At 59.5% G+C, this 25,349-nt stretch carries 25 protein-coding genes; 14 read left to right on the plus strand and 11 right to left on the minus strand.

All coding sequences use genetic code 11. The features are described 5' to 3' along the window. Positions 1–114 precede the first annotated feature (114 nt). Positions 115–2,262 carry a methyl-accepting chemotaxis protein gene (locus tag ACQR3R_RS22760; RefSeq protein WP_428275575.1) on the minus strand — a complete coding sequence of 716 codons (2,148 nt, stop codon included), beginning with the start codon at positions 2,260–2,262 and terminating at the stop codon, positions 115–117. 195 nt (positions 2,263–2,457) lie between these two features. Between ACQR3R_RS22760 and ACQR3R_RS22765 the strand changes: the two genes are divergently transcribed. Together ACQR3R_RS22765 and ACQR3R_RS22770 are read left to right on the plus strand one after the other, a co-directional pair. Then, positions 2,458–3,774, plus strand: coding sequence for a Na+/H+ antiporter NhaC family protein (locus tag ACQR3R_RS22765; protein WP_428276068.1), 1,317 nt, complete (start codon positions 2,458–2,460; stop codon positions 3,772–3,774). A 93-nt stretch (positions 3,775–3,867) separates the two neighbouring features. Then, a complete protein-coding gene (locus ACQR3R_RS22770; RefSeq protein ID WP_428275577.1) occupies positions 3,868–5,550 on the plus strand; it encodes a methyl-accepting chemotaxis protein in 1,683 nt (560 codons plus the stop codon). A gap of 51 nt (positions 5,551–5,601) precedes the next feature. Here ACQR3R_RS22770 and ACQR3R_RS22775 read toward each other — a convergent pair whose 3' ends face one another. Further along, positions 5,602–6,537: a LysR substrate-binding domain-containing protein gene (locus tag ACQR3R_RS22775; protein ID WP_428275579.1), complete on the minus strand. Its 936-nt coding sequence runs from the start codon at positions 6,535–6,537 to the stop codon at positions 5,602–5,604. Positions 6,538–6,648: 111 nt separating this feature from the next. Here ACQR3R_RS22775 and ACQR3R_RS22780 point away from each other — a divergent pair, with 111 nt between their 5' ends. The 3 genes from ACQR3R_RS22780 (at position 6,649) to ACQR3R_RS22790 (ending at position 7,837) form a co-directional block, all read left to right on the plus strand. Next, positions 6,649–7,143 (plus strand): DMT family transporter, encoded by a 495-nt coding sequence (locus ACQR3R_RS22780; RefSeq protein ID WP_428275581.1) that lies wholly within the window; start codon positions 6,649–6,651, stop codon positions 7,141–7,143. A gap of 2 nt (positions 7,144–7,145) precedes the next feature. Then, a complete protein-coding gene (locus tag ACQR3R_RS22785; protein ID WP_428275583.1) occupies positions 7,146–7,598 on the plus strand; it encodes a DMT family transporter in 453 nt (150 codons plus the stop codon). Positions 7,599–7,669: 71 nt separating this feature from the next. Further along, positions 7,670–7,837 carry a hypothetical protein gene (locus ACQR3R_RS22790; protein WP_428275585.1) on the plus strand — a complete coding sequence of 56 codons (168 nt, stop codon included), beginning with the start codon at positions 7,670–7,672 and terminating at the stop codon, positions 7,835–7,837. A gap of 51 nt (positions 7,838–7,888) precedes the next feature. On the opposite strand, the gene ACQR3R_RS22795 is transcribed toward ACQR3R_RS22790, so the two are convergent. Beyond that, the gene (locus tag ACQR3R_RS22795) at positions 7,889–8,116 is read right to left on the minus strand and encodes a DUF6555 family protein (protein WP_054051602.1); all 228 of its coding nucleotides are present in this window, start codon (positions 8,114–8,116) and stop codon (positions 7,889–7,891) included. A gap of 146 nt (positions 8,117–8,262) precedes the next feature. On the opposite strand from ACQR3R_RS22795, the gene ACQR3R_RS22800 reads away from it, so the two are divergent. The 5 genes from ACQR3R_RS22800 to mnmH all read left to right on the plus strand — a co-directional run bounded on the left by ACQR3R_RS22800 (position 8,263) and on the right by mnmH (position 12,536). Beyond that, positions 8,263–9,042, plus strand: coding sequence for a helix-turn-helix domain-containing protein (locus ACQR3R_RS22800; protein ID WP_428275587.1), 780 nt, complete (start codon positions 8,263–8,265; stop codon positions 9,040–9,042). Positions 9,043–9,148: 106 nt separating this feature from the next. Next, the gene (locus tag ACQR3R_RS22805; protein ID WP_428275589.1) at positions 9,149–9,322 is read left to right on the plus strand and encodes a DUF1427 family protein; all 174 of its coding nucleotides are present in this window, start codon (positions 9,149–9,151) and stop codon (positions 9,320–9,322) included. A gap of 29 nt (positions 9,323–9,351) precedes the next feature. Next, positions 9,352–10,308 (plus strand): alcohol dehydrogenase catalytic domain-containing protein, encoded by a 957-nt coding sequence (locus tag ACQR3R_RS22810; RefSeq protein WP_428275591.1) that lies wholly within the window; start codon positions 9,352–9,354, stop codon positions 10,306–10,308. A gap of 90 nt (positions 10,309–10,398) precedes the next feature. Beyond that, complete coding sequence (selD, locus tag ACQR3R_RS22815) at positions 10,399–11,433, plus strand: selenide, water dikinase SelD (protein WP_428275593.1); 1,035 nt, start codon at positions 10,399–10,401, stop codon at positions 11,431–11,433. Further along, on the plus strand, positions 11,433–12,536 hold the full coding sequence (gene mnmH / locus ACQR3R_RS22820; RefSeq protein WP_428275595.1) for a tRNA 2-selenouridine(34) synthase MnmH: 1,104 nt from the start codon (positions 11,433–11,435) through the stop codon (positions 12,534–12,536). The genes selD and mnmH overlap by 1 nt, the downstream gene beginning before the upstream one ends. Before the next feature lie 84 nt (positions 12,537–12,620). Here mnmH and ACQR3R_RS22825 read toward each other — a convergent pair whose 3' ends face one another. Both ACQR3R_RS22825 and ACQR3R_RS22830 read right to left on the minus strand, forming a co-directional pair. Beyond that, positions 12,621–13,676, minus strand: a complete 1,056-nt coding sequence (locus tag ACQR3R_RS22825; RefSeq protein ID WP_428275597.1) for a permease — start codon at positions 13,674–13,676, stop codon at positions 12,621–12,623. Between the two features lie 89 nt (positions 13,677–13,765). Continuing rightward, a complete protein-coding gene (locus ACQR3R_RS22830) occupies positions 13,766–14,440 on the minus strand; it encodes a hypothetical protein (RefSeq protein WP_428275599.1) in 675 nt (224 codons plus the stop codon). Between the two features lie 326 nt (positions 14,441–14,766). Here ACQR3R_RS22830 and ACQR3R_RS22835 point away from each other — a divergent pair, with 326 nt between their 5' ends. Both ACQR3R_RS22835 and hemB read left to right on the plus strand, forming a co-directional pair. Further along, the gene (locus ACQR3R_RS22835; RefSeq protein WP_428275601.1) at positions 14,767–15,609 is read left to right on the plus strand and encodes a PhzF family phenazine biosynthesis isomerase; all 843 of its coding nucleotides are present in this window, start codon (positions 14,767–14,769) and stop codon (positions 15,607–15,609) included. A 182-nt stretch (positions 15,610–15,791) separates the two neighbouring features. Further along, on the plus strand, positions 15,792–16,766 hold the full coding sequence (gene hemB, locus ACQR3R_RS22840) for a porphobilinogen synthase (protein WP_428275603.1): 975 nt from the start codon (positions 15,792–15,794) through the stop codon (positions 16,764–16,766). A gap of 138 nt (positions 16,767–16,904) precedes the next feature. Here the strand turns inward: hemB and ACQR3R_RS22845 are convergent, their stop codons facing one another. Both ACQR3R_RS22845 and ACQR3R_RS22850 read right to left on the minus strand, forming a co-directional pair. Next, positions 16,905–18,434 carry an FAD-dependent monooxygenase gene (locus ACQR3R_RS22845; RefSeq protein WP_428275605.1) on the minus strand — a complete coding sequence of 510 codons (1,530 nt, stop codon included), beginning with the start codon at positions 18,432–18,434 and terminating at the stop codon, positions 16,905–16,907. Positions 18,435–18,558: 124 nt separating this feature from the next. Then, entirely contained in the window at positions 18,559–20,760 is a 2,202-nt protein-coding gene (locus ACQR3R_RS22850) for a TonB-dependent siderophore receptor (protein WP_428275607.1), read from the minus strand. A gap of 224 nt (positions 20,761–20,984) precedes the next feature. Here ACQR3R_RS22850 and ACQR3R_RS22855 point away from each other — a divergent pair, with 224 nt between their 5' ends. Then, positions 20,985–22,079, plus strand: coding sequence for a DUF1615 family protein (locus ACQR3R_RS22855; RefSeq protein WP_428275609.1), 1,095 nt, complete (start codon positions 20,985–20,987; stop codon positions 22,077–22,079). A gap of 20 nt (positions 22,080–22,099) precedes the next feature. Here ACQR3R_RS22855 and ACQR3R_RS22860 read toward each other — a convergent pair whose 3' ends face one another. From ACQR3R_RS22860 to ACQR3R_RS22870, 3 genes are all read right to left on the minus strand, one after another. Then, positions 22,100–22,819, minus strand: coding sequence for an anti-sigma factor domain-containing protein (locus tag ACQR3R_RS22860; RefSeq protein WP_428275611.1), 720 nt, complete (start codon positions 22,817–22,819; stop codon positions 22,100–22,102). Further along, a complete protein-coding gene (locus tag ACQR3R_RS22865) occupies positions 22,816–23,337 on the minus strand; it encodes a sigma-70 family RNA polymerase sigma factor (RefSeq protein WP_428275613.1) in 522 nt (173 codons plus the stop codon). Before ACQR3R_RS22865 ends, ACQR3R_RS22860 begins: the two co-directional genes overlap by 4 nt. 109 nt (positions 23,338–23,446) lie before the next feature. Continuing rightward, entirely contained in the window at positions 23,447–23,968 is a 522-nt protein-coding gene (locus ACQR3R_RS22870) for a DUF3455 domain-containing protein (protein WP_428275615.1), read from the minus strand. A 176-nt stretch (positions 23,969–24,144) separates the two neighbouring features. Here ACQR3R_RS22870 and ACQR3R_RS22875 point away from each other — a divergent pair, with 176 nt between their 5' ends. Next, positions 24,145–24,768: a glutathione S-transferase N-terminal domain-containing protein gene (locus tag ACQR3R_RS22875; RefSeq protein ID WP_428275617.1), complete on the plus strand. Its 624-nt coding sequence runs from the start codon at positions 24,145–24,147 to the stop codon at positions 24,766–24,768. A gap of 1 nt (position 24,769) precedes the next feature. Here the strand turns inward: ACQR3R_RS22875 and ACQR3R_RS22880 are convergent, their stop codons facing one another. Beyond that, the gene (locus tag ACQR3R_RS22880) at positions 24,770–25,210 is read right to left on the minus strand and encodes a CBS domain-containing protein (RefSeq protein WP_428275619.1); all 441 of its coding nucleotides are present in this window, start codon (positions 25,208–25,210) and stop codon (positions 24,770–24,772) included. Between the last annotated feature and the right edge of the window lie 139 nt (positions 25,211–25,349).

A 25,349-nucleotide genomic window follows, 5' to 3' on the forward strand; every position in this document is an offset into this window, starting at 1 on the left:
TCACCGCCGATCCGTAGGAGTCCGGCTTGCCGGCGATGACATCCGTGAAATCGCCATCACCGGCAAGCCAGACTCCTACCGTTCAGTTGATTTTTGATGGATTCAGTCGTTGGTTTAAACCCGAAACTGATCCATCAAGCTTTGTTGCTGATTGGCCAGGCTATTAAGTGACTGACTCACCCGCGCCGATTCGTTGGCTTGCCCTGACAACGACTCGGTCACATCGCGGATGGTCGCCACGTTGCTGTTGATCTCTTCGGCCACAGCGCTTTGCTCTTCGGCTGCACTTGCAATTTGCAGGTTCATGTCACTGATCACGGTGACCGCATCGCCAATCTGGCGCAGCGCGGTTACTGCTTGGCCCACTTGCTGAACACTGTCCTGGGCTTGGCGATGACTGTTGTTCATCGACCCGACCACATCCTGCGTACCACTTTGCAACTGCTCGATCACCAAGCGGGTTTCTTCAACCGATTCCTGGGTGCGACGTGCCAGGTTGCGTACCTCATCCGCCACGACCGCAAAACCGCGCCCGGCCTCACCGGCACGCGCCGCCTCGATGGCGGCGTTCAATGCCAGCAAATTGGTCTGCTCGGCGATGGCGCGGATCACCTCAAGCACCGAACCGATTTTTTCACTGTTCGCCGCCAGGCCTTCGACTTGCACCATCGCCGCGCTCATGTCGGCAGCCAGGTTGTCGATGCTGCTGGTGGTCTGGTCGATCACGGTCAGGCCGCGACGGGTTGCGTGGTCTGCATCACGCGCAGCCTGAGCGGCTTGTGCGGCGCTGCGGGCCACGTCTTGGGCGGTGGCGCTCATCTCGTGAGAGGCGGTCGCGACCTGGTCCACCTGACGATACTGTTGCTCCATGCCGGCACTGGTTTGCGTGGCGATGGCTGACGATTGATCCGCCGTACTGCGAGCGTCCTGCACCGAGCGTTTAACCTCGGCGATGATCGGTTGCAGCTTGTCGAGGAAACGATTGAACCATCCGGCCAATTGCCCCAGTTCATCCTTTTTGTCATAGGCCAGGCGACGTGTCAGGTCACCTTCGCCGCTGGCGATGTCTTCCAGCATGTGCGCCACGCCAAGAATCGGTCGGGTCACGCTGCGCGCCATCAGCCACACCAGCAGCAGGCCGATCAAGGCTGCCAATACACCCAGGCTCAGCTCTATCAGCGTGCCGGCGGTGTTGCTGTCATCCAGTTGTTTTTTTAACGTTTCAGCGGGGCCGACCAAGACCTTCTCCGGCACCTGAAGCAACACGCCCCAGGATTTTCCGCCGGGAATGGGCTGGAACGGCGCCAGCACTTTCAGTTGTTGATCGATGTGCAGGCTGGCCGTTTTACTGTTGGCGGCCAGCATGCGTACCAGTTCGCTGCCGCTGGTTTTGTCTACCGCGTCCAGGCGTTGGCTGAGTTTACTGGCGTCCGGGCTGTAGCCTGCAAGCAAACCGGCCGGGCTGATAATGCTGACGTTGGTTTGGCCGTCATAGAGCTTCTTGCTGGCGCCTTGGCTGATCGCCTGCAGGCTGTTCAGGTTGATGTCGACGGACAACGAAGCAATGATTTTACCGTTGACCATCAGCGGGAACACGATGCTGGTCATCAGCACGTTCTGGCCATCGATCATGAAGAAATACGGTTCGATCACGCAGGGTTTTAGCGTGGTGCGCGGGCAAGTGAACCAGGCGTTGGCGGCTTCTCCACTGGCGCCGGCGCGGGTATCTGCAATATCGCTTTCCGGCAATGCCATGGACGTCAGTTTGCCGGCCGACGGTTGCGACCAGTAAAGCGCGAAGCGCCCCTTGTCGTTGCTGCCCAGCTCTGCCTGGCCGGCGAACAGTTCATCCTTGCCATCCAGTGCGTTGGCCTCGAATACCAGCGACAAACCGAGCAGTTCCGGGTTCGCCTGCAGCGCGGACTTGACTTGACGTGTCAGGTCTTCACGCAGATCGAAGGCATCCAGAAAGCGCTTTTCGGCCTGGTCGCGCAGGAACAGCACTTGCCGCGAAAAACCATGCCCGTATTGGTAGGCGTCCATAAACTGCTGGCGAATGCCCAGCGCCTGGTTTTCTCCCTGGGATTCAATGCGCGCCTGCGCCGCTTCGTTGAGCATCTCCATGCTTGAGGCTTTCACCAGCGCAGAACTGTGCTCCATGCGGTACAGCGAAAGCCCTACCAGCAGGGTCACAATAGCCGCCAGGCAGAGCCCGGCCAGCAGGGTGATTTTCCATTGAATGGAAAGTTGTCTGAGTGACATGGAGTGATGTCCTTATTCGATAAATATCTGAGACTTTGCACTGTAGCGGCGCAGTTTCAGCTTTCTTGAGGCTTGCAGCTTGCTTGCGCTTGTTGCAAAGTGCGCGCCCTCTAATAAAACCCAATTAAATAATCCACTGGCGTCGCGTTGCGGACCGCCGGCCGGACTCATTCCGTTTGCCCTGAGGTAACGATGATTAATGCTGTAATTGCCGCGGTCGGCGTCATGCTGGTGCTCAGCCTGTCTCGCGTACATGTCGTGATTGCGCTGATCGTGGGGGCCATGGTCGGCGGATTGACCGGCGGCCTGAGCATCGATGCAACGCTCAAAGCCTTTAATAGCGGGCTCGGTGGTGGGGCGACAGTGGCGTTGTCCTATGCCTTGCTCGGCGCGTTTGCGGTGGCCATCGCCAAGTCCGGCCTGGCGCATGCGCTGGCCGACAAAGCGTTGCTGATGGTCGACCGTCAGCACGCCAGCGGCGGGCGGCAGGTCAAATGGCTACTGATCGGTTTGCTCTGGGTGGTGGCAATCGCCTCGCAAAACATCTTGCCGATACATATCGCGTTTATTCCATTGCTGGTTCCACCTCTTTTATACGTGTTGACCAAACTGCAACTGGATCGCCGGCTGATCGCCTGCGTCATGACCTTTGGTCTGATCACGCCTTACATGTTTCTGCCGGTTGGTTTTGGCAACATTTTCTTGAACGAGATCCTGCTGGCCAACGTCGCTCGCAGCGGTGTGGACATCAGCGGCATCAACGTCACCCATGCCATGGGCATTCCGGCATTGGGCATGGTCGTGGGCCTCGCGGTAGCTTTTTTCAGCTACCGCAAGAAGCGTGTCTACGATTTGGCAAAGATCGAAAAAGTCGAGCAGGTCGAGGTCGCGTACAACCCCTTGAGCCTGATGGTTGCCGGTGTGGCCATCGCCGCAGCGTTCATCATTCAGCTACTGCTGGACTCGATGATCATTGGGGCATTGGCTGGCTTCTTGATTTTCTCGGTGTCTGGCATTGTCAAATGGCGCGACACCGATGACCTGTTCACTGAAGGCATGAAGATGATGGCCATGATCGGCTTCATCATGATTGCTGCCTCAGGGTTTGCCGAAGTGATGAAGGCCACCGGTCAAGTGCAGACGCTGGTGGAATCCTCGGCTTCATGGATTAACCACAGCAAAGGCATCGGGGCGTTGTTGATGTTGCTGGTGGGCCTGCTGGTGACCATGGGCATTGGTTCGTCATTTTCCACGGTGCCGATTCTGGCGGCGATTTTCGTGCCGCTGTGCGTGCAACTGGGTTTCAGCCCGCTCGCAATCGTGTGCATTGTCGGCACCGCTGGCGCCTTGGGTGACGCCGGTTCACCGGCCTCGGATTCAACCCTGGGCCCGACCTCCGGCCTGAACATCGACGGCCAGCATCACCACATCTGGGACACCGTGGTTCCGACCTTTTTGCATTACAACCTGCCATTGCTGGCGTTTGGCTGGGTGGCCGCGATGGTGCTCTGAGCAACCATCCTGTGTGTGAGTGAATTCAACTTTTGGTCGGGCGTGCCGTTAAAGCCTTTATCCACGCCAATAAAATCAAAAGAGTGAACCGTCATGCGCATGAGCCTGAAGGCCAAAGTCCTGTCCCTTGCCGTTCTCCCGGTGTTGCTCTTTGCGTTGATCATCAGCCTGACCACGTTGTTGATCTTGCAGGAGCAAGCGCGCAAGGAGGTCGAGGAAACCCGCCAGCGGCTACTCAACGATGCCAAGGCGACGCTGCAAAGTTACGTCGCCGTGGCCATGACCGCGATCAAACCACTCTACGACGCCGCCGCCCCCGGTGACGATGCGGCGCGGGCGCAGGTGGTGAAATTGTTGTCGAGCATCACCTATGGCAAGGAAGGCTATTTTTTCGGTTATGACTCCAACACCGTGCGCCTGTTCAAGGCCAACGACCCCGACGGCGTGGGCAAAAGCTTCAAGGACAATCGCGATCCGAACGGCGTGTTCGTCAACCGTGACTTGGTGAGAGTGGCCAAAGAGGGCACTCACTATTTGCAGTACAGCTCGCCGCTACCCGGCAATAGCCAAGTGCTGGTGCCCAAACTCGGGTACACCGAATACCTGCCGAAGTGGGACATGGCGGTGGGTACTTCGGTCAATCTCGACGGGGTCGAGGCGCAAGTGGCAGTGGTTGAGGGCAAGGTTCAGGAGCGCATGGAAGGTGTGGTGCTGAGCATTGTCGGGATCGCGGCGGTGTTGCTGCTGGTGATCGCCGCCGCCGGCATGTTGCTGGCCAATACCATTTTGCGTCCGTTGACGCTGATGAAAGCCAACCTCGATGACATCGCAGCAGGTGAGGGCGACCTGACCCGGCGCCTGACCATTACCAGCCAGGACGAACTCGGTGAATTGGCCGGTTCCTTCAACCGTTTCGTCGACAAAATTCACGGCTTGGTGCGCCAGATCACTGAAATGACTTCGCAACTGACGGGGTTGGTGAATCAGGTGTCCGATCAGGCTCAGCGTTCCGACAAAGCCATGGAGCGCCAGCGCCACGAGACCGATCAGGTCGCTACCGCGATTAATGAAATGTCGGCGGCGGCACAGGAAGTGGCGAAAAGTGCGCAGAATGCCGCAGTGGCCGCTCAGCAGACCGACGAAGAAGGCCAGGCCGCCAAACGCGTGGTGGCCGGCAGCATCGTCAAGATTCACGCATTGGTAGACGACATTCGCAGCAGCGGTGTGTCCCTCGACAGTCTGCAAAAGGACGTGTCGTCGATTGTCAGTGTGCTCGGCGTGATCCGTTCAATTGCTGAACAAACCAACCTGCTGGCGCTGAACGCGGCGATTGAAGCGGCGCGCGCAGGTGAGGCCGGTCGCGGTTTTGCGGTGGTGGCGGACGAGGTTCGGGCGCTGGCCAGTCGCACGCAAATCAGTACTCAGGAAATCCAGGGCATGATCGAGCGCTTGCAGGCCGGCACTCAATCGGCGGTGGAAGCCATGCGCCGTTCCAGCGAGGCCGGCGACGGCACTTCGGCTCAGGCCAATGAAGCGGGCGCGTCACTGGACACCATGGCGCAATTGATCGCCACCATTAACTCGATGAACGCGCAGATCGCCAGTGCCGCAGAAGAGCAAACGGCGGTGGCTGAAGAGATCAACCGCAGCGTGCATCAGATCGCTGTTGCTGTGGACAGCGTCGCCGACGAAACGCAACTGGGCGCGCAAACCTCGCGCAGCCTGGCCGACCTGGGCCAGCGTTTGGGCAGCCTGGTCGGGCAGTTCCGTATCTGAACCAACCCAAACCTGTGGGAGCGAGCAGGTTTTCCAGTGCGCCGGTGGTGGCTACGGCCTGTCCCAATACGGCACGGCGCCGAAACATTCGACATAAAAATCGATCACCGTGCGCACTTTCACTGACAGGCGTCGGCTACCGGGCCAAAGCACAGCAATCTGCTGCGGCTCCAGGCTGTTGGACACCTGATAGTCCCCCAGCACCGGCACCAGCGTGCCTTCGCGTACCGCTTCTCCGATTAACCACGACGGAAACATCACCAACCCAAGACCTTGCTGGGCGGCCTGGGTAAGCGTGTCGGCGTGGTTGCCGGTGATGGGCCCTTTCACCGGGTAAGGCGTCCAGTCTTGCTGGTCTTTGCGGAAAAACCAGCGCTGCTGGCCGGTCACGCCTTTGTAGGCCAGGCATTGATGTGCCGCCAACTCATCAGGATGTTGTGGCGTGCCATGGCGCTGCAGATAGGCGGGGCTGGCGGCGACTTGAAAACGGTGCGGCGCCAGAATGCGCGCCTGCATGCTTGAGTCGTGCAACGGGCCGATGCGGAACAGCAAATCGGCGCCTTCCTGCAGTGGGTCGACATAACTGTCGGTTTGCTGGATATCCAGCTGCAGCTTCGGGTAGCGCTCGCACAGTCGGCCCAGCCATGGCGTCAGATGCCGTTGGCCGAACACCACAGGCGCGTTGATTCTCACCAATCCACTGGGTTCGCTTTGCTGTTCCTGCAGGGCTTGTTCGGCTTCCTCCAGTTGCACCAACACCAGGCGCGCGTGATGCCCGAGCATGCGCCCGGCTTCGGTCGGTGTGACCGCACGGGTATGGCGATAGAGCAATTGCTGGCTCAACGCGTGTTCCATCAGCTGGATCTGACGGGAAATGGAGGAGGGCGCCAAGCCCTCACGACGAGCGACTTCGGAAAAGCTGCCGTGGTCGAGCACCGCGACAAACAGCCGAAGCGCCTTGAATCCGAATTCGTTGAGGCCGTGCATGATGAATCCTGATGTGCGAGTTACGCAAAAGTGTTGTCCGGATGCTCCCATTTATCGCAAAGCACCGCCAGCCGATAATGCGCCCCATCCTTCTTTGATCAGGTTTCTTGCATGCACTCTTCTTCAATCGACGACGCGGGCACTGCGGCCGTGCCCCGCACCCAACCAGGGCTGCGACTGTTATTGCTGCCACTGGTGATTTTGGCCGGCATGGGTTTGTCCGTGGAGGCCGGGTTATTGGGGCCGCTGGGGATTCAGGTCGGGCACTTGTGGGCCACGTTGAGCATTTTCGGGGTCGGTTCGGCGATTCTGTTCTTGCTGTTGTTGTTCAGCGGCCCGCGACAAGGCCCGGCGCTCAGTGAATTGCCGCGCTGGCAGCTGATTGGCGGTTTTCTGGGGCCGATGTACGTCATCGTGCTGACGCTGGCCACGCCGCATATCGGCATCGCCATGACCATGATCGCGATTCTCTCCGGGCAGGTCGGCAAAAGCGTATTGATCGACCACTTCGGCTGGTTCGGTACGACCCGTAAAAAGGTCAATGGCGAGCGGTGGCTGGCGCTGCTGCTGATTGTTGCGGCACTTGTCTTGATTGCGTGGGGTTGATCATGAATCTGATTATTTTGTTGGCCGTGGTCGTTGCTGCGGGCGCCGTTTTAAGTGTTCAGGCAGCGATCAACGGGCGTCTGGGAGAAACCGTCGGCGTGCTGCGCAGCAGTTTGCTGACCTTTGTGGTGGGCGCGATAGTCACTGCATTGCTGATCCTGTTTTTCGAGCCGGCCCACGCCGTAAGCCTGCTGGACGTGCCGAAATGGCAGTTGAGCGGCGCACTGTTTGGCGTGGTTTACATGATGGTCATGGTCGGCGCGGTACCTCGGGTCGGTACGGCGGTGGCGACGGTTGCGGTCATTTTGGGGCAACTGGGCATGGGCATGCTGATCGACAATTTCGGCTGGCTGGGCAACCCGGCAATCGAGCTGTCCAGCAGTCGCCTGTTGGCGATGGTGTGCCTGGCGTTGGCGTTGGTGTTCATGTATCGCAGCAGTACACGGCAGGCCTGACACAAACTCCTACACTGGTAAGACGGGCCGCATTGGCGGTCCCCGACGACCACAACCAAGGAGTCAGGCTCATGATCAACAGTGAAAGTACCTGCGACTGCCCCAAGTGCAACTGCAAACTGGGTGAACATCCGGTAGCGCGTCACGGCAAGCATTATTGCTGTGAAGGCTGCGCCAAGCACCACGAGCATGGCGAAGAATGCACGAGCAAAGGCTGCAAGTGTGCTCACGCCAAATAAGCTGAATCGGTCTTTGCAGGCGCGAGCCCGCGCCTGCAAAGACTCGGTTTTTTAACTGGCCGGTCGCCAGGTTACGTTCTCAACGCCGAATTTCTCCGCCAGCGGCTTGCTGGTTTTTTGCACCTTCTCACGCCCGAAACGAGGGATGCGCCCGACCCCCGCATCACAACTCGCCCAATGCCAGGCCTCCGCGTTGTCCATCTTGTCGAGGCGGATGATGAAGGACTTGGGCGCGCCATGAAGGGTGTATTCAATGACGAAAAGTTTTGCGTTGTTCATAAAGCCTTTATTCCTCCCTGTGGTAATAGAAGGATCGTTGGGGCTGCAGAAAATTCAGTCGGATTGTCAGACGGTTGCCGCCAGTGGCGACAAGGTCTGCGGCTGGTTACCATGCACTTTCTCAAGCCCCCCAATGATTATTGCCCATGGCCCTCGCCACGCCCCCCGATCTGAGTGACCACGATGTACCCGTGCAGCCGTTGGCGCGCACTTACCCGCGTGGTCTGTTCATTGAGCCCCACGAGCATGTCTGGGGCCAGTTGCTGTATGCGATGAGCGGAGTGATGTGGGTCGAAACGCCTCACGAGGCGTTGGTGGTGCCGCCGCAACGGGCGGTTTGGCTGCCGCCGGGTGTGCCGCACGGTATTCGCGTGGTGTCGGATTTGCAGATGCGCAACATCTACCTTCGGCCATCATTGGCGGCGACGCTGGACGACACGGTCCAGGTAATCGAGGTGGGCGGGTTATTGCGTGAGCTGATTGTGGGACTGGTCGAGCAGGGCGATGACGGCGCGCCCGAGTATTACGAGGCGCTGGTTGGCCTGGCGCTGCTGGAGCTTAGGCGAGCCAAGCGATCTCTGCTGAAAATTCCTTTGCCCGACAGTTCCGACCGGCGTTTGATCAACCTCTGTCACGCCGTGATGGCAGCGCCGTCGCTGGACATTCCTTTTGAGCAGCACGCCGAAAACGCCGGTGCCAGCGTGCGCACCCTGGCACGGTTGTTCAAGGACGGTTTGGGCATGGGCTTCGCCGAGTGGCGGCGACAGGTGCAATTGGCAACCGCAGTGGCAGCGCTGATTCAGGGCGCGCGGGTCAATGTAATCGCCCGGGAATTAGGTTATTCGCCGAGCAGCTTCAGCGACATGTTCCGTCGGGAACTGGGTGTCGCGCCTTCACAGTTCTCTGCGAGCCAGGCCCGGACCTGAGCGCTGTCCCAAGCTGATTTGGCCGAAATTCAGAAGCACTTGGCCGATGCTCGCCGCCACCTCCCTCTAGACTCTGGGCCTATCTTGATTGCCCACGGAGTCTGCCATGAACTACCTCATTTCACTGGCCATCGGCCTGGGCGTCGGCTTGCTCTATGGCGCATTGGATTTTCGTTCTCCTGCACCACCGGCCATCGCGCTGGTGGGGTTGCTGGGCATGCTCGCTGGCGAAAAGCTGTGGCCCATGGGGCGTGATTTAGTGGCTGGCTGGATCTCCTGAAACCTCTTCCTCAATCGATGGACACTGTCATGAAAGCATTGCAGTTCGATAAAACCGGCGACCTCTCGGCCCTGCGCTACGTTGAGGTGCCTACGCCCGTTCCCGGTGCCGATGAGGTGCTGGTCGAGATCAAGGCTGCGGGTCTCAATCCCAGCGACGTAAAGAATGTGCTGGGGCGTTTTCCCTACACCACGTTGCCGCGCATTCCCGGCCGCGATTTCGCCGGCATCGTGGTTGAAGGTCCGCATGCGCTGATCGGTCAGGAAGTCTGGGGCACCGGGCGTGAGCTGGGCTTTTTCGCCGACGGTTCCCATGCACAATTCGTCAAGCTGCCGGCCGATGGCGTGGCTCACAAACCAACTCACTTAAGCTTTGCTCAAGCTGCCAGTCTGGGCGTGCCTTACACCACGGCGTGGGATGCGCTGGAGCGCAGCCTGGTGACCGCGCAAACACGTCTGCTGGTGATCGGCGGCGGGGCGGTGGCCACGGCGGCATTGGCGCTGGCCAAGGTGCGCGGCGCTCAAGTGTTGGCGGCGGCGCGCCGGCCGGAGCAGGTCAAGGCGTTGCAGGCGCAGGGCTATCAGACGCTGCAACTGGAGAACCCGGAAGATTTGGGGGCGCAGGTGAATGCGGTGTATGCCGGCGGCGCCGAAGTGATTTTCGACACCACCGGTTTCTGGTTGCCGGCCTCCGTTGCGGCATTGGCGCTTTTTGGCCGTATCGCAATCATCGCCGCGCCGGTTGACGGCATGGTGCAGCTGCCGGCGCTGGGGCTGTACCGCAAGGGCGGTTCAGTGGTCGGCATCAACTCGTTGCTGTACGGGGTTCAGGCGTGCGCGGCGATGCTGGATCAGTTCGGGCAGTTCTTCGATCAAGGTTTGCTGCCACTTCCGGACGGGCTGTTTGAATCACCACTGTCGGAAGGGCTGGAACGCTACGCCGAAGTGAATCAGGGCGGCGGCGACAAGGTGATTTTGCTGCCGTAGTGTCAAAGCAACACGCCAGTGTGGCGAGGGGGGCATGGAGCTGCAGCGTTGCTGTAGAATCCTTGGCCTGACTTCACGAGGTGCCCCCCGATGAGCGAGCCGATTCGTCTGACCCAGTACAGCCATGGCGCAGGTTGCGGCTGCAAGATTTCTCCACAGGTGCTGGAGGTGATCCTGGCCGGCAGCGGGGCGCAGAACCTCGACCCGAAACTGTGGGTGGGCAATGCCTCGCGTGATGACGCGGCGGTGTATGCCATCGATGACGAGCGCGGGGTGGTGTCGACCACCGACTTCTTCATGCCGATCGTCGACGATCCGTTCGATTTCGGCCGGATTGCCGCCACCAACGCCATCAGTGATATCTACGCCATGGGCGGCGATCCGTTGATGGCGATTGCCATCCTTGGCTGGCCAGTAAATGTGCTGGCGCCGGAAATCGCCCGTGAAGTGATTCGTGGTGGCCGTTCGGTGTGCGACGAGGCGGGTATCCCATTGGCCGGCGGCCACTCCATTGACGCGCCCGAGCCGATCTTCGGCCTGGCCGTGACGGGCCTGGTGCAAAAACGCCACATGAAGCGCAATGACACCGCGACCGCCGGTTGCCTGCTCTACCTGACTAAACCCTTGGGCATCGGCATCCTCACGACCGCTGAGAAGAAGGGCAAGCTGCGCAACGCCGACATCGGCCTGGCTCGTGACTGGATGTGCACCCTGAACAAACCCGGCAGTCGATTCGGCAAGCTGGATGGCGTGACCGCGATGACCGATGTCACCGGTTTCGGTTTGCTGGGGCATCTGGTGGAAATGGCCGACGGCAGCAACGTCACGGCCCGCATCGAGTATGACCGCGTGCCGCGTTTGCCGGGTGTCGAGTATTACCTCGATCAAGGCTGTGTGCCGGGTGGCACGCTGCGTAACTTCGACAGTTATTCCAGCAAGCTCGGCCGGGTTCAGGAACTGCACAAACTGGTGCTGTGCGACCCGCAAACGAGCGGTGGTCTTTTGGTAGCAGTGACGCCTGAGGGCAACCAGCACTTCCTTGAAGTGGCTGCTGAGCTGGGCCTTGCGCTTGAGCCTATCGGTGAACTGGTTGAGCGACAGAGCCACGCGGTTGAGGTGTCTTGATGTCTATCGACTACACCGATTACCGCGACATTTTTCTCAACGACCGACCACTGATGGACGCCCGTGCGCCCGTGGAATTCAGCAAAGGGTCGTTCCCCAGTGTGCTCAACCTGCCGCTGATGAACGACGACGAGCGCCAACGGGTGGGCACTTGCTACAAGCAACAGGGGCAGCAAGCGGCCATTATCCTGGGGCACCAATTGGTGTCTGGTGAGGTCAAGGCCGAACGCATTCAGGCTTGGGCTGATTTTGCGCGGGCCCATCCTGACGGGTATTTGTATTGTTTGCGCGGCGGTTTGCGTTCGCAGATCGTCCAGCAGTGGCTGAAGGACGAAGCGGGTATCGACTACCCGCGAGTCGGTGGCGGCTACAAAGCCATGCGCACCTTTTTGCTGGAAACTGTCGATCAGGCCGTTGCCCAGTGCGATTTCGTGTTGTTGGGCGGCATGACCGGCACCGGCAAGACCGACGTTCTCACGCAATTGAACAACGGGTTGGACCTTGAAGGCCATGCCAACCATCGCGGCTCCAGTTTCGGCAAACGAGCCACTGGCCAACCGTGCAACATCGACTTTGAAAATCGCCTGGCGGTGGATGTACTGAAAAAGCGCGCCGCTGGCATCGAGCACTTTGTGCTGGAAGACGAAAGCCGCATGGTCGGCAGTTGCGCGTTGCCCTTGCCGCTTTTTCAGGGCATGCAGCAGTTTCCTATGGTGTGGCTGGAAGACAGCCTGGAAGGTCGGGTGGAGCGCATCTTGCGCGATTACGTGGTGGATTTGTGCGCCGAATTCATCGCCGTGCACGGCGACGACGGGTTCGCCGTATTCTCGGAGCGATTGCTGGAAAGCCTGAACAACGTCCAGAAACGATTGGGCGGTGAACGCCATCGGCGGATGTTGATCCTGATGGAAGACGCGCTGGCAGAGCAGGGGCGCAGCGGTGCAGTGGACCTGCACCGTGGCTGGATCGAAGGCTTGCTGCGTGAGTACTACGATCCGATGTATGCGTTTCAGCGCGAGAAAAAAGACTCGCGTATCGAATTTTCCGGGGATAAGGCCGCAGTGCTCGATTATTTACGCGAGCGTGGTGTTCAGCGCCATTGAAGGCCGCGGCGCTTTCGCCAGCAGGCTCGCGTCCACAGGGGCTGAGGTCAACTGTGGGAGCGAGCCTTGTCAGGCGCCAGGTAACTAAAGCAGCGCAGCTCCGATCAAGCCACTGATCACCCCGATGCCCATGGTCATCAGCGCCACGCTGACCAGTACCCGGGCATCGAAATCCTTACGCAACATCAACAACGACGGCAGGCTGATGCTTGGCAGGGTCATCAGCAGCGCCACTGCGGGGGCAATGCCCATGCCCAGCGTCATCATGGTTTGCACAATCGGAATTTCTGCCGCCGTAGGGATCACGAACAACGTCCCGATGATTGCCAGCGGCACCAGCCACAGCAAACTGTTGGCCATTGCGCCATCAATGTGCGGGAACACCCAGACCCTTACCGCACCCAGCACCAACACCGCCAGAATGTAGATCGGGATGGTGCTCCAGAACAATTGCCAGAGGGTTTTGCCCCAACGGGTGAGGAACGGTTGTGTGTCTTTTTCGCTGGCGACCGACACCGCCTCGACGGCCGCTTCAGGCAATGTCTCCGGCCCCGCAATCCGCTGGGCGATCATCGACACCCCAAACACCAGCACGATACCGGCCACCAGCCGCAGCGCGGTAAATCCCCAGCCAAGCACGAACCCCATAAACACCAGGGTTGCGGGGTTGAGTACCGGGTTGCCGATCCAGAACGCCAACGCCGCACCGACCGATACATTTGAACGACGCATGCCCGCAGCCACAGGGGCGGCGCAACACGAACACATCATCCCCGGCAGCGCAAACAGGCCGCCGCGCAGGGTTGAAGCAAAACCGGCGCGGCCAAACAGGCGCAACAGCCAGTCCCGCGGGATCAGCACTTGCAGCAAAGAGCCGAGAATGATCGCCAGCACGGCGGCTTTCCAGATCGCCAGGAAATACACCTTGGCGTAAGTCAGCGCGGCAGCCAGTGGCGCGGTTTGCGAGTCATTGAGAATGGAGGCGCCGATGCTGTGGTTATCCGCCGCAACGAAGGCCTTTAAGTAGTAGGGCGACCACTTGACGTAATAGAGGCCGATGCAGGCAACCAGGACAAACAGGGCAGGTTTCCACCAGAACGACCAACCCCGAGTGGGGACAGCTGTGGATGAGATCGACATGGAGAAGTACCGGACAATGGGGATATGCGTACAGGATAGCGCAGCCCCTCGAAAACCGTGCTATCGACCGCTGCCCGGCGCTGGTGAATTCAGGTCGGGCAGTTTTCGCTGCCGTTATCCAGACCTTGCTTGTAGCTATGGCTTACCAGACTGGCCTTGCCGTTGTGCCAGGTCAGCGTGAGCACGTACAGCGAGTCGTAATCGCTGGATGCCCAGTCGTCGGTGATGTTCTGCTTTTTGCCGACCGCGTCTCCGGCAACCTTGTTGATCAGCTCCGGCAAGTAGCCGTGGGACCAAGCGGTGTAGATGATCGAGTTGTGGTATTTGTCGTGCAGCAGCTCATCGGCAAGGTCACTGGTGTCATTGGCCGAAAAGTTGATGTTGACGGGTAAACCGAGCTTGATCGCGCTGGGGCTGATGGTCATCAGCGGCCTTATATAGCTGTATGAATTGTCGAATTCGCCTTCTTCGACATTGCGCGTCGGGTTGGCTGCAAACACGTAATTGGCCTTGCCGAATTTTTCCGGCAACAAGGTGGCCAGATTGATGGCGCGGTTCAAGCCTTGGCAATTGAGCTGGCCCAAGCCGCCTTCAGGTTTTTCGGCATGGCGCAGAAAAATCAGGGTTTGAGTGCCATCGGCCGGTTGGGCGCGGCTTTCGCTGGACTCCAGCGACAGAAAAAGCGCGCTGGCTGCCAGCAACGCAGGCAGGAAAACGTAAGCGCGATGCTTGAAACGTTTGGCGAAATTCGAAGGGGTCATCATTTGAATAAAGGGTCTTCAGCGCATTCGGTTAAGGCTGACAAACCTTTACACCGCGAGCTTCCAGCGTCGGTGTTTTCCATGTCGTTAAGCCGGTCCGTTTCCGAAAGGGCAGTGTTCAGAGTCTTCTGAAGCCCTTTGGTTCGATCCCGGAAAGTGCGAAGCACTGTACCGGCAACCTACTACGGATCGGGTTGAAGTTATCGACAGGATGTTACGGTTTTAGGTGCCTCACACCATTGCTGACACTATGATCTTCGTTCCGGCTTACCGGCATGGAATGCAAGTTTGCCCATAAAATTCAAATTCGATAAGGACCACGGCCGGTCATGAGCGCTTTCGATTTCAAGCAAGTTGATGTTTTCAGCCGCGTTGCACTCAAGGGCAATGCGTTGGCGGTGGTGTTCGGTGCCGATGAGCTCAGTGATGAGCAAATGGCCGCTTTCGCAACCTGGACCAACCTCAGTGAAACCACGTTTATCCTCAAGCCGCAGGACCCTCGGGCTGACTACCGTGTACGGATTTTCACCACGCTGGAGGAGCTGCCATTCGCTGGCCATCCGACGTTGGGCACCTGCCATGCGTGGCTTGAGGCGGGCGGTGTGCCCATGGGTGAGGAGATCATTCAAGAATGCGGCGTTGGTCTGGTGCGGGTTCGACACCAAGGCGAAGAGCTGGCGTTTCTCGCGCCGCCGCTGCTTAAAACCGGGCCGGTGGAGGTCGATCTGGTCGAGCGTGTGCGGTTAGCGCTTGGCCTTGAGCCTGGCGAAATTGTGCGTTCGCAATGGGTCGATAACGGTGCCGACTGGTTGGCGGTAATGCTTGAAGAGCGGCAGAAAGTGCTGGATCTACGGCCGGACCATGCACAGTTGCAGGGCCTGAAAGTCGGTGTGATCGCGCCGTGGAACCCTGAGCGCGACGGCGATGCTGCGCAATTTGAAGTGCGCGCGTTCGTTTCCGGCGACGGCATGTCCGAAGACCCGGCCACCGGCAGCCTGAATGCCGGGGTCGCCCAGTGGTTGCTCGGCGAGGGGTTGGCGCCGTCCTCGTATGTGGTCAGCCAAGGCCTGACGATGGGGCGCGCCGGGCGTATCCAGGTGGATAAAGTCGGCGAAGAAATCTGGATCGGCGGCGCGGCAGTTACGTGCATCAGCGGCACACTAACGCTGTAGCGGCTGTAGCGGCTGTCGCGCCCGCGAGTCTGCGTCCGCCTGCCAAACCGCTGTGTATCGCTGAGATTATTGCCGAAGCGGTAAGGGTTTTTCCTCGTACGGGATTTGTGCCACTTGCCGCCCAAGGCATAAGCTTTCACCCCTTAGACTTTCGTCTCACCCGCCGATTTCAGGAAAACCTCATGTCCAGTCAGTTCCCCGAAGCACGTCCACGCCGTCTGCGCCGCAATGCGAGCCTGCGCAGTCTGTTCCAGGAAACCGAATTCAGTTTGAATGACCTGGTGCTGCCGATTTTTGTCGAGGAAGAAATCGATGACTTCGTGCCCATCATCAGCATGCCCGGCGTGGTGCGTATTCCTGAGTCGAAACTGGCTGGTGAGATCGAGCGGTATGCCCGCGCCGGCATCAAGTCGGTGATGACTTTTGGCGTCTCCCATCATCTGGACAGCAGCGGCAGCGACACCTGGAGCGACAATGGCCTGGTGTCGCGCATGGCGCGCATCGCCAAGGATGCCGTGCCGGAGATGATCGTGATGTCCGATACGTGCTTCTGCGAGTACACCGATCACGGCCATTGCGGCGTGATGCACAACCACGAAGTGGACAACGATCAGACCTTGCTCAACCTCGGCAAGCAAGCGGTGGCCGCTGCCCGTGCCGGCGCGGACGTTATTGCTCCTTCCGCAGCAATGGACGGCCAGGTCGCGGCGATTCGGCGTGCGCTGGATGAGGCCGGTTTCAGCCAGACCGCGATCGTGGCGTATTCGACCAAATTCGCCTCGGCGCTGTACGGCCCGTTTCGAGAGGCCGGCGGCAGTGCGCTCAAGGGCGACCGCAAAAGCTATCAAATGAACCCCATGAACCGCCGCGAAGCAGTGCGCGAGTCGCTGATGGACGAGCAGGAAGGTGCTGATGCGCTGATGGTCAAACCGGCGGGCGCGTACCTGGACATCATCCGCGACATTCGCGAAGCCTCACGCCTGCCGCTGTCGGCGTATCAGGTGAGCGGCGAGTACGCGATGATCAAATTTGCCGCCCAGGCCGGTGCCATCGATGAAGATCGTGTCGTGCGCGAAAGCTTGGGCGCGATCAAACGCGCGGGCGCCGACCTGATCTTCACCTATTTTGCGATGGACCTGGCTCTGGCCGGAATCTGACAAACACCAAAAATCCCTGTGGGAGATTCCATGTTGCCCGGCAAGCCTACCCAAATCCGGTAGGAAACCGGCTTGCCGGTGATGGCGATTCCGATGACGCCATCACCGGCAAGCCAGACGCCTACAAAAAAAGAGGTTTCAGGCGAAAAACGGGCGAATGCCGTGATCGTGGAAATAACGTTCGATGACTTTCGGGTCTGAGCACGTTTCGGCGATTGCCACGTAAGTGTCCGGCCGCAGCAGGTAGAAGCCATTGCGCGCCAAACCTGCGGCTTCAAACGCGGGCCGCCAGTCCAGAACCTGCAAGGGCAAATGATGCTCGATACACCAGGCGAGCATTTCGTCGCTGGTATCGCCATACACATGCACTTGCCACACCGGGTTCTTCAGCGATTCGTAGTTGTCGCCTTCGCCATCGTGCGTCCAGGGCAAGCGATCACCGCCATGAACGTGGCCCGCAACGCCCGTGCTCAGTGGCATGCCACGGTAGTTCAGGGTGATCTGCGACACCGTGCGAAACAGAAACTCGCGGCTCGCCTCGAACGATGCCATTTTGGGGATCACGAAAGGCGCGAGGCGTGTGCGCAGCAAATCGGCGATGCGCCCCTCGGCGGTGGCGAAACTGAACACGCGGTCGGTCGTGGCCACTAACTTGCGGGCAAACGCGATGCGCTCGGTTTCATAACTGTCGAGCAGTTTGACTGTCGCGCCACCGCTCAAGACTGCGGCAAGTTTCCAGGCGAGGTTGATCGCATCGCCAATCCCGGTGTTCATGCCCTGGCCACCTGCGGGGCTGTGAACGTGAGCAGCGTCGCCCAAGAGAAACGCGCGCCCGCTGCGAAAGTGCTCCGCCACCCGGTGATGCACACGGTACGTCGAAAACCAGTTCACCTGATCGACCCGGACCTTCATGTGCTCGATGGCGTGACTGCTGACGTCGTCGAACTTCAGGGTGTCGGGATGGTGTGCGCGTTCGTCGCGTACCGTGCCGATCAACCGTGCGTGGCCGCTGCCAGACAACGGGAACACCGCAAGAAAATCGGCTTGATCCAGGTCCACGTGCAGTTCACCGTTAAATGCCGGCCCACTGGCCTGCACGTCAGCGACGTAAAAAATCTGCTGGTAGGTGCCCCCCGGAAAACCCGTATCGAGGGTTTTGCGCACGATGGAGCGAGCGCCGTCGCAACCCGCCAGATAACAGGCCTGACAGGTTTCCTGCTGGCCATCGGGCAGGCGCAAGTGAGCGGTGATGCCATCACCGGTCTCCTCGAAACTTTCCAGCTCGGTGTTACGTTCGACCTCGATGCCGAAGGCTGCGAGACGTTCGATCAGCAGCCGTTCGTGTGCGTCCTGTGGAAAAATTTGCATGAACGAGTAGGGCGTTAGCCCTTCACCGATGGCACCCAGTGGCAAACGCGCGACAGGTTCACCCTTGACCCAGAAATTCGCCGCCGCCACCTGATGACCGTTCTGCACAATGGCTTCACTGAGGTCGAGTTGACGGTACAACTCCAGCGTCCGCGCCTGCACTGCCAACGCTCGCGAGGTGGTGCCGCAGGTGGGCGTTTTATCGATAATCCGCACCCGAATTTTCAGTTTGCTTAGCCACAGCGCCAGTACGAGGCCGGTCGGGCCCGCGCCGATGATCAGCACGTCGCTTCGGTTCATGAGCCTGTCCTCGTCGGTGTGTGGCTCAAGTATGGTTCAGTCGAGGCCGACAGCCATGTCGCCCGCCGAACGGAAAAAGGCCCCGCAGCCGTGAAGCTGCGGAGCCTTTTTTTTGTTGCTGAGATTAGAAGTCGATGGTGCCCGACAACTTGGCCACCCGCGGTTCGCCTTGGGTCAAGTAACCGGCCTGAGCCGACTCCCAATATTTCGCGTTCGCCAGGTTCTCGACACCCAGGCGCACGGTCACGTCTTTTTGATCGACTTTGAAACCATACCGCGCGCCCGCATCAAAACGGTTCCAGGTCGGCAAGCTGAGGTTGTTCGCCGCGTCGGCGTACTGGCCGCCCGTGCGCATCATCCGCGCATTCAGCGCGACACCTTGTAGCCCTGGCACGTCCCAATCGACTCCGGCGTTGAACTGGAATGTCGGCACGCCGATGGCGCGGTTGCCGTCGTTGGCGCCGTTTTTAGTGTTCTTCAGTTCGGTGTCCATCAGGGTCAAACCACTGATCAGGCGCAGGCCCTGGATCGGCTCGCCGAACAGGTTGAGCTCTACGCCCTTGTTGATTTGCTCACCCTCGCGCACGAATTCTGCCGTGGTCGCGCTGGTGGCAACGGAATAACCGTCACTTGGCTGCTCGATGCGGTACACACCAAGGCTGGCGCCGTAGGTGCCCATGTCGAGTTTGACCCCGGCTTCAATCTGCTTCGAGCGGGCCGGGGCGTAAACCTGGCTGCCGTTGGTAACGATCAGGTTGCCGGAAGTGGTCGGCGACGTCGGGCCTTTAGCCAGGCCTTCGATGCGGTTGGCGTAGAACGACACGTGATCCCATGGTTTGAACACGATGCCGTAAACCGGCGTGGTGATCGACTCGTCGTAGTTGGAGGTGCGAGTGCCGCTGCCGTACGCGTAACCCTGGACCACCATTTGCTGACGTCGCAAGCCGACGGTCACCAGCAAGCGATCATCGAAGAAACCCAGGGTGTCGGACACCGCGCCACTGCGCACGAACGTCTTGCCGACGATGCCAGGGTCACTCAAATCACCGCCGGAAAAATTGCCGACGGGCGATGGCGTTTCAACCGGGTGGTAGATGTTGTTCGCATACTTGGTCAGGTCGAAATCGTAGGCGCTGCGTTGCTCGGCCCAGATACCGGCCAGGCCGAAGTTGAGTTTATGGCTGACCGGGCCCGTGTCGAATTTGCCGTTGAGGCCGGCCATGGCGCTGGTGTTGTCTTCATCGTGCGGAACGAACGAGCCCGTGGTGACGGAACTGCCATCGTTACCCACCAGTGTGGTGGAGTTGTAGCGCCCGGTTTCGCGGGTGTGCTTGGCACCGCCCGCGACGTAGGCGGTCCAGTTGTCGTTCAGGTCGTACTCACCGCGAAGCATGCCAAAGGTGTCTTCGATCTCGGTGAAACCCCAGTTCGGCGCGTAGTTGGTGTCGGCCGACGGCGCATCGGGAATATGCGTGGCGGTGCCGAGGTTGACCGAACTGCGCCCGGCATTGACGCGTTGTTTCTGGTAGGCAAAGTCGCCGGAAATCCGCAGGGCGTCACCGCGGTAATCGAGGCCGATGGAGAACAGTTTCGAGCGCTGGTTCTCGTCGTCGATGCCCGTATCGCCTTCACGTTGAGCCAGGTTGACCCGCGCGCCGAAACGGTTGTCTTCACCCCAGCGCTGGCCGATGTCCAGGTGTTCGCCAACCCGTCCGTCACTGCTGATGTCGGTAGTCAAGCGGCGCAGCGGCACGTCGCCCGCACGCTTGGGTTGCAGGTTGACGCCGCCGCCAATGCCCGAGCCGGTAGGCGTCACGCCGTTGATGAAGGCGTTAGGGCCTTTGAACACTTCTACGCGTTCGAGCGCCTCGGTGGAGATGATCTGGCGTGGGAGGACGCCGTAGAGCCCGTTATAGGAAATGTCGTCACCGGTCAGGGGCAGGCCGCGGATCATGAAAATCTGCGCCTGGTTGGAAAAACCGCTGGCCTGGCGTACCGACGAATCGTTGAGCAATACGTCGGCAACGGTTTCTGCTTGTTGATCCTGAATCAGTTGTTCGGTGTACGAAGACACGCTGAACGGCACGTCCATGATGTCTTGGTTACCCAGCACGCCCAATTGCCCGCCGCGCGCTACCTGGCCGCCGGCAAACACCGCAGGCAAGGCTGACGGTGAAGGGGCTTGCGCGTTGACATTGACGTCGTCCAGAACCAATGCCTTGCCGTCGTTTTCGGGCGTGGCGGCGAAAGCAGAGACAGACAGGGAGCAAAGCAAAGCGAGAAGAGTCGGGCGAAAGGGGACGCCGAGTCGTGCAGGAGTGGGCATGTTCGATCCTGGCGGCGTACCGCCGGTGAGAAAGCAAAATGACGACGCGAACTCCTTGCGCAAATACGACTCCAGGTGCAAATGATATTATTTCTCAGTAACAACTTGCAATCAGTGTTTTCGGTAGCAGCCGTCTCGGGAACAGCGCCAAAGCGTGAGAGTCATAGCCAACGCCAGGCCACTGATCGTATGGTTGAGCCGGCAACGCAGAATAATGGAGCGCCATGCAAGCCACTCGATTGATCATCAGCCTCGCGGCGCTTTTGGTACTGGCCGGTTGCGGTACCCAGCGCACCCAGGAACCTGCGGCGCGACAACCCGACGAGGTGAGGGCGGAGCTTATGCGGCTGTTGCCGGCCAATACGGTTGACCGTCAAGGTTGGGCCACGGATATCCAGGCAGCGTTTAGCGCACAGAAGATTCCACCGACCACGCAAAACCTGTGTTCGGTGTTGGCCGTTACCGAGCAGGAGTCGACGTTTCAGGTCGATCCAAAAGTCCCGGGGCTGGGCAAGATTGCCCGTGACGAGATAGACCGTCGTGCCGCTAAAGTGCATATCCCCGGCCTGTTGGTCAGCGCGGCCTTGCAGGTGCGTTCACCCACGGGCAAAAGTTACAGCGAACGGCTGAGTGCTGCGCGCAGTGAAAAAGAACTCAGCGCGATTTTCGATGACTTCATCGGCATGGTGCCCATGGGCCAAACCCTGTTCGGCGGCTTGAACCCGGTGCACACCGGTGGCCCGATGCAGGTCAGCATCGAATTTGCCGAGCAACGCGCACGGGATTACCCGTATCCAGTGGACGGCACGATCCGGCGTGAAGTGTTCAGCCGGCGCGGAGGCATGTATTTCGGTATCGCCCATTTGCTCGGTTATCCAGTGAACTACCCGCAGCCCTTGTACCGATTTGCCGATTTCAATGCCGGTTTCTACGCGAGTCGCAATGCCGCGTTTCAGAATGCAGTGACCCGTGCGACGGGAGTTCCACTGGCGCTGGATGGCGATTTGATCCGTTACGGCTCGATCATGCCCGGCACCACGGAACTGGCCGTGCGCTCCCTCGGCAAACAACTGGACATGCGCAACCCCTCTATCAGGGATCAGTTGGAAAAAGGTCAAACACTGGCGTTTGAAAACACCCAGCTCTATCAGCGAGTGTTTGCACTGGCGGAACAGGCCGAGGGTAAACCCTTGCCGCGCGCGGTTTTGCCGGGGATCGTGCTGCAGAGTCCTAAAATCACTCGCAAGCTGACCACTGCATGGTTCGCCAAGCGGGTCGATGAGCGTTACCAGCGCTGCATGACCCGGGCGGGAAATTGACGACGGTCAATCGGGGGTGATCAAATGACTTTCACCGCTCGCCCAATGAATTGAATCGGCCCGGTGGGCTTGCCGATTGGCGAGCCCTTGGCGTTTTCCAGGGTCAGTTCAAACAATTGATTGGCTTCAAGCGGTGGCAGTTTATCCAAGGGCACCGACAGCGTTTGCCCCGGTTTGACCAAGCCCAGCGACACGGGGCCTTGCCAGCCATCAGCCTTGGTCCAGAACTCCAGTGCCTTGTCGGCCGGCACTTCCACGACGCCCAGCGGGATCAACTGTATTTCGCGGCTGGTGCTGGCCTGAATTACCCAGCCCGGTGCCTGGTTTTGCGGACCGACCAGCACCACCAGGTAACTCGGTTTGACACTGGCTTGAGTCAGCAGCAGTGCGCCGAGCAGCAACGTTGCCGCCAGCCCCGCACCCGCTAGCCCGCGCCACAGAGCCAGCCAGTTCCACCACGAGGCGGACTGCTGTGCGGGCGCCACCGATTGCCGGCTCAACCCATCGACGCTGCGCTCGATGCGCGGCCACAAGTGGGGCGACGGTGTGTAAGGTTCGGCAAGGTCAGTCAACCCCAGCAATCGGCGCTCCCAACTGTCGACGGCCGTGCGCAGTTCGACATCGTTGCGCAGGCGCTGCTGAACCTGGGTGCGCAGTTCGGCAGACAGCGTGCCCAGCACGTATTCACTGGCCAACTCGTCGAGTTGTTCGGGGGTTTCATCCGAGGGTTTGATGCTCATCCCATGCACTCGCGCAATGCTGTGAGGCTGCGTTTGATCCAGGCTTTGACGGTGCCTAGCGGGGTATTGAGTTTGAGGGATATTTGCGCGTGGGAATAACCGTCAACGTAGGCATGCACAATGCAGGTGCGTCTCGCCGGTTCGAGTTGTTCCAGACAGCCGTGAATGCGTGATGAGTGAGCCTGGGCATCGAAGGTTTCAACGTCGGTATGCATGTCGATATCGCCCTGAAGTTCGCGGCTGTGGTCACGAATGAAGTTGAGCGCCAGGTGCCGCGTGACACTGAACATCCAGCCACGCGCCGAACCCCTTTCGGGGTCGAAACGGGCAGCGCCGGTCCAGATCTTGATAAACGCGTCATGCACGATGTCTTCCGCCAGCGCCGTGTCGCGCACCAGGCGTTTGGCAACGCCAAGCAAGCGTGGGCTCTCTTGCACATACAAAGCCTGCAATGCCTGCCGCTCGCCGCGCCCGCAGGCAGCCAAGTGGGCTTCGTAATCAAAAAAAGGTTCGGGCAAGGGCACTGCTCTCAGTCGTCGGTCGGGGCACTGCACGTGTAATCTAGCAAACAATGTGGCTGCCCGTGGGAGCACCGCTCCCACAGGTTATTGCGCATGGCGTGTGGTCTTAGTTGGCGGCCCAGAAAATATAATCTGCCTGGTACTTCACCACTTCCTGCTTGCCCTTGTTAGCCGTTGTGCATTCGGTACTCGGCGCCACGCCACCCTTGAGGGCCACGCGCTGAATGTAACTCACACCGCTCATCGCGCCTTTGCCCTCGGCCGGGTTGGCCTTGACCAGTTGATAAGGCAGGTTGCCCGGCGTCGACGGTGCGACAGCCAATTGCGTGCCGGTAACTTTGGAGCCGTCTTTCGCTTGCCAGGTTGCCGGCGGGCCAAAATAGGTGCCCACCTGTTTGCCGCTGCGATCATTGAGTACCGCTTTAGGGCCGACGAACACCCACTCCGTCATGCCTGCGGCATTGGCCTTGTCACGGCATTCGTAGGTAATCTCTCCGACACCGGTGGTTTCCATGGCAACCTTGTGCCCATCGGGCACCTTGATGCTGTCGGGTAGCCCGCTCTGGGCGTAGGCTGCAGGAATGGCGGCGATCAAAGTTACAAGGCACATCAGCTGTTTTGCATGCATGACATCGTTCTCCGTTAATGAGTAATGCGCTCGGCAGCTTCAAGGGCTGCTACAGGTACTACCCGCCGGAAGGCGATTTGGATGCAGCGGCAAAAAAAGAATTTTTCAGTCTGGCCAGCGTCAGCTTTTACAAAGCGTCAGCGACTAGAAAGACATCATCGCAAAAGGGGGTGTTTATGTATCAACTCTACGGGCACAAAAACTCGGGCGCGGCGGCGATTGAAGCGGCGCTGGAACTCTGTGAAATCCCTTATCGCTTCATCGACGTTGAACTGTCGCCTGAAGCGGCCCAAACGCTGGAAAAACTCAACCCGTTGAAGCAGATTCCGACCCTGCAACTGCCCGATGGCAGCATTTTGACCGAGAGTGCAGCCATCCTGATTCATCTTGGGCTGACGTTTCCCAAATCCAGCCTGCTCCCCAAGCTGCCGGCCGAGCGTGACCAAGTCATTCGCGGGTTGGCGTACATCGTCAGCAATTGCTACTCGACCATCGGCATCATCGACTACCCCGAACGCTGGTTGGCCGACGTAGACGCCTCGTCCACAGAAAACCTGGTGGCCGGCGCCCGTGCGCGTTTGCACTGGAGTTGGGAGGTGTTTGCCGATCAGTTCTCGGGCGAGTTGTATCTGGGGGACGAAAAACCGGGAGCGCTGGACGTGCTGGCGGCGGTGGTCACGCGTTGGGCGGGCAGTCGAGAGCATTTACGCAGCACGCGTCCGGGGTTCCACGCATGGCTGGCGCGAATCGACCGGCACCCGACACTGGCACCGGTCTTCGCACGGCATTGGCCGGGTTGATTCAGTCGCCGCGAATGTACTGTTCCAGTTGGCGAATCAGTTCCGCCTGTTCGGCGATCGATTCCTTGACCAGGTCGCCGATGGAGAGCAAGCCGATCAATTTGCCGTTTTCCACTACCGGCAAGTGGCGTAGGCGTTTGTCGGACATGATGCCCATGCAGGTTTCGACGGTTTGATGAGTGTCGACGGTGATCACTTCCTTCACCATGATTTCGCTGACCGGCGTGCCGACGGACGAGCGGCCCTTGAGCACCAGTTTGCGCGCATAGTCACGTTCGCTGATGATGCCGACGACTTCGCCATTCTCCACCACCGGCAGTGCGCCGACGTTTTTTGCAGCCATTACCATCAGCGCTTCCAGCACCATTTGGTGGGGCGCAATGATGTGCACTTCCTGATTTTGTTCGGCCTTTAACTTCAGCAGTTGGGCGACGGTTTTCATGGCGGTTTCTCAGGTGTTGTCGTTGTTATTGAAGAATCGTAGACGCAGGCGTCGAGGGCAAGGCACAAAAGGCTGGATAACGCTGAAAAAACGTTATTTGACGGTTTTTCTTCAAAAAACGTCGTTTATCGTCCGCAGG

The sequence above is a fragment of the Gordonia sp. IEGM753 genome, from assembly GCF_050321825.1.
In the GTDB taxonomy this organism is placed as follows: Bacteria; Pseudomonadota; Gammaproteobacteria; order Pseudomonadales; family Pseudomonadaceae; genus Aquipseudomonas.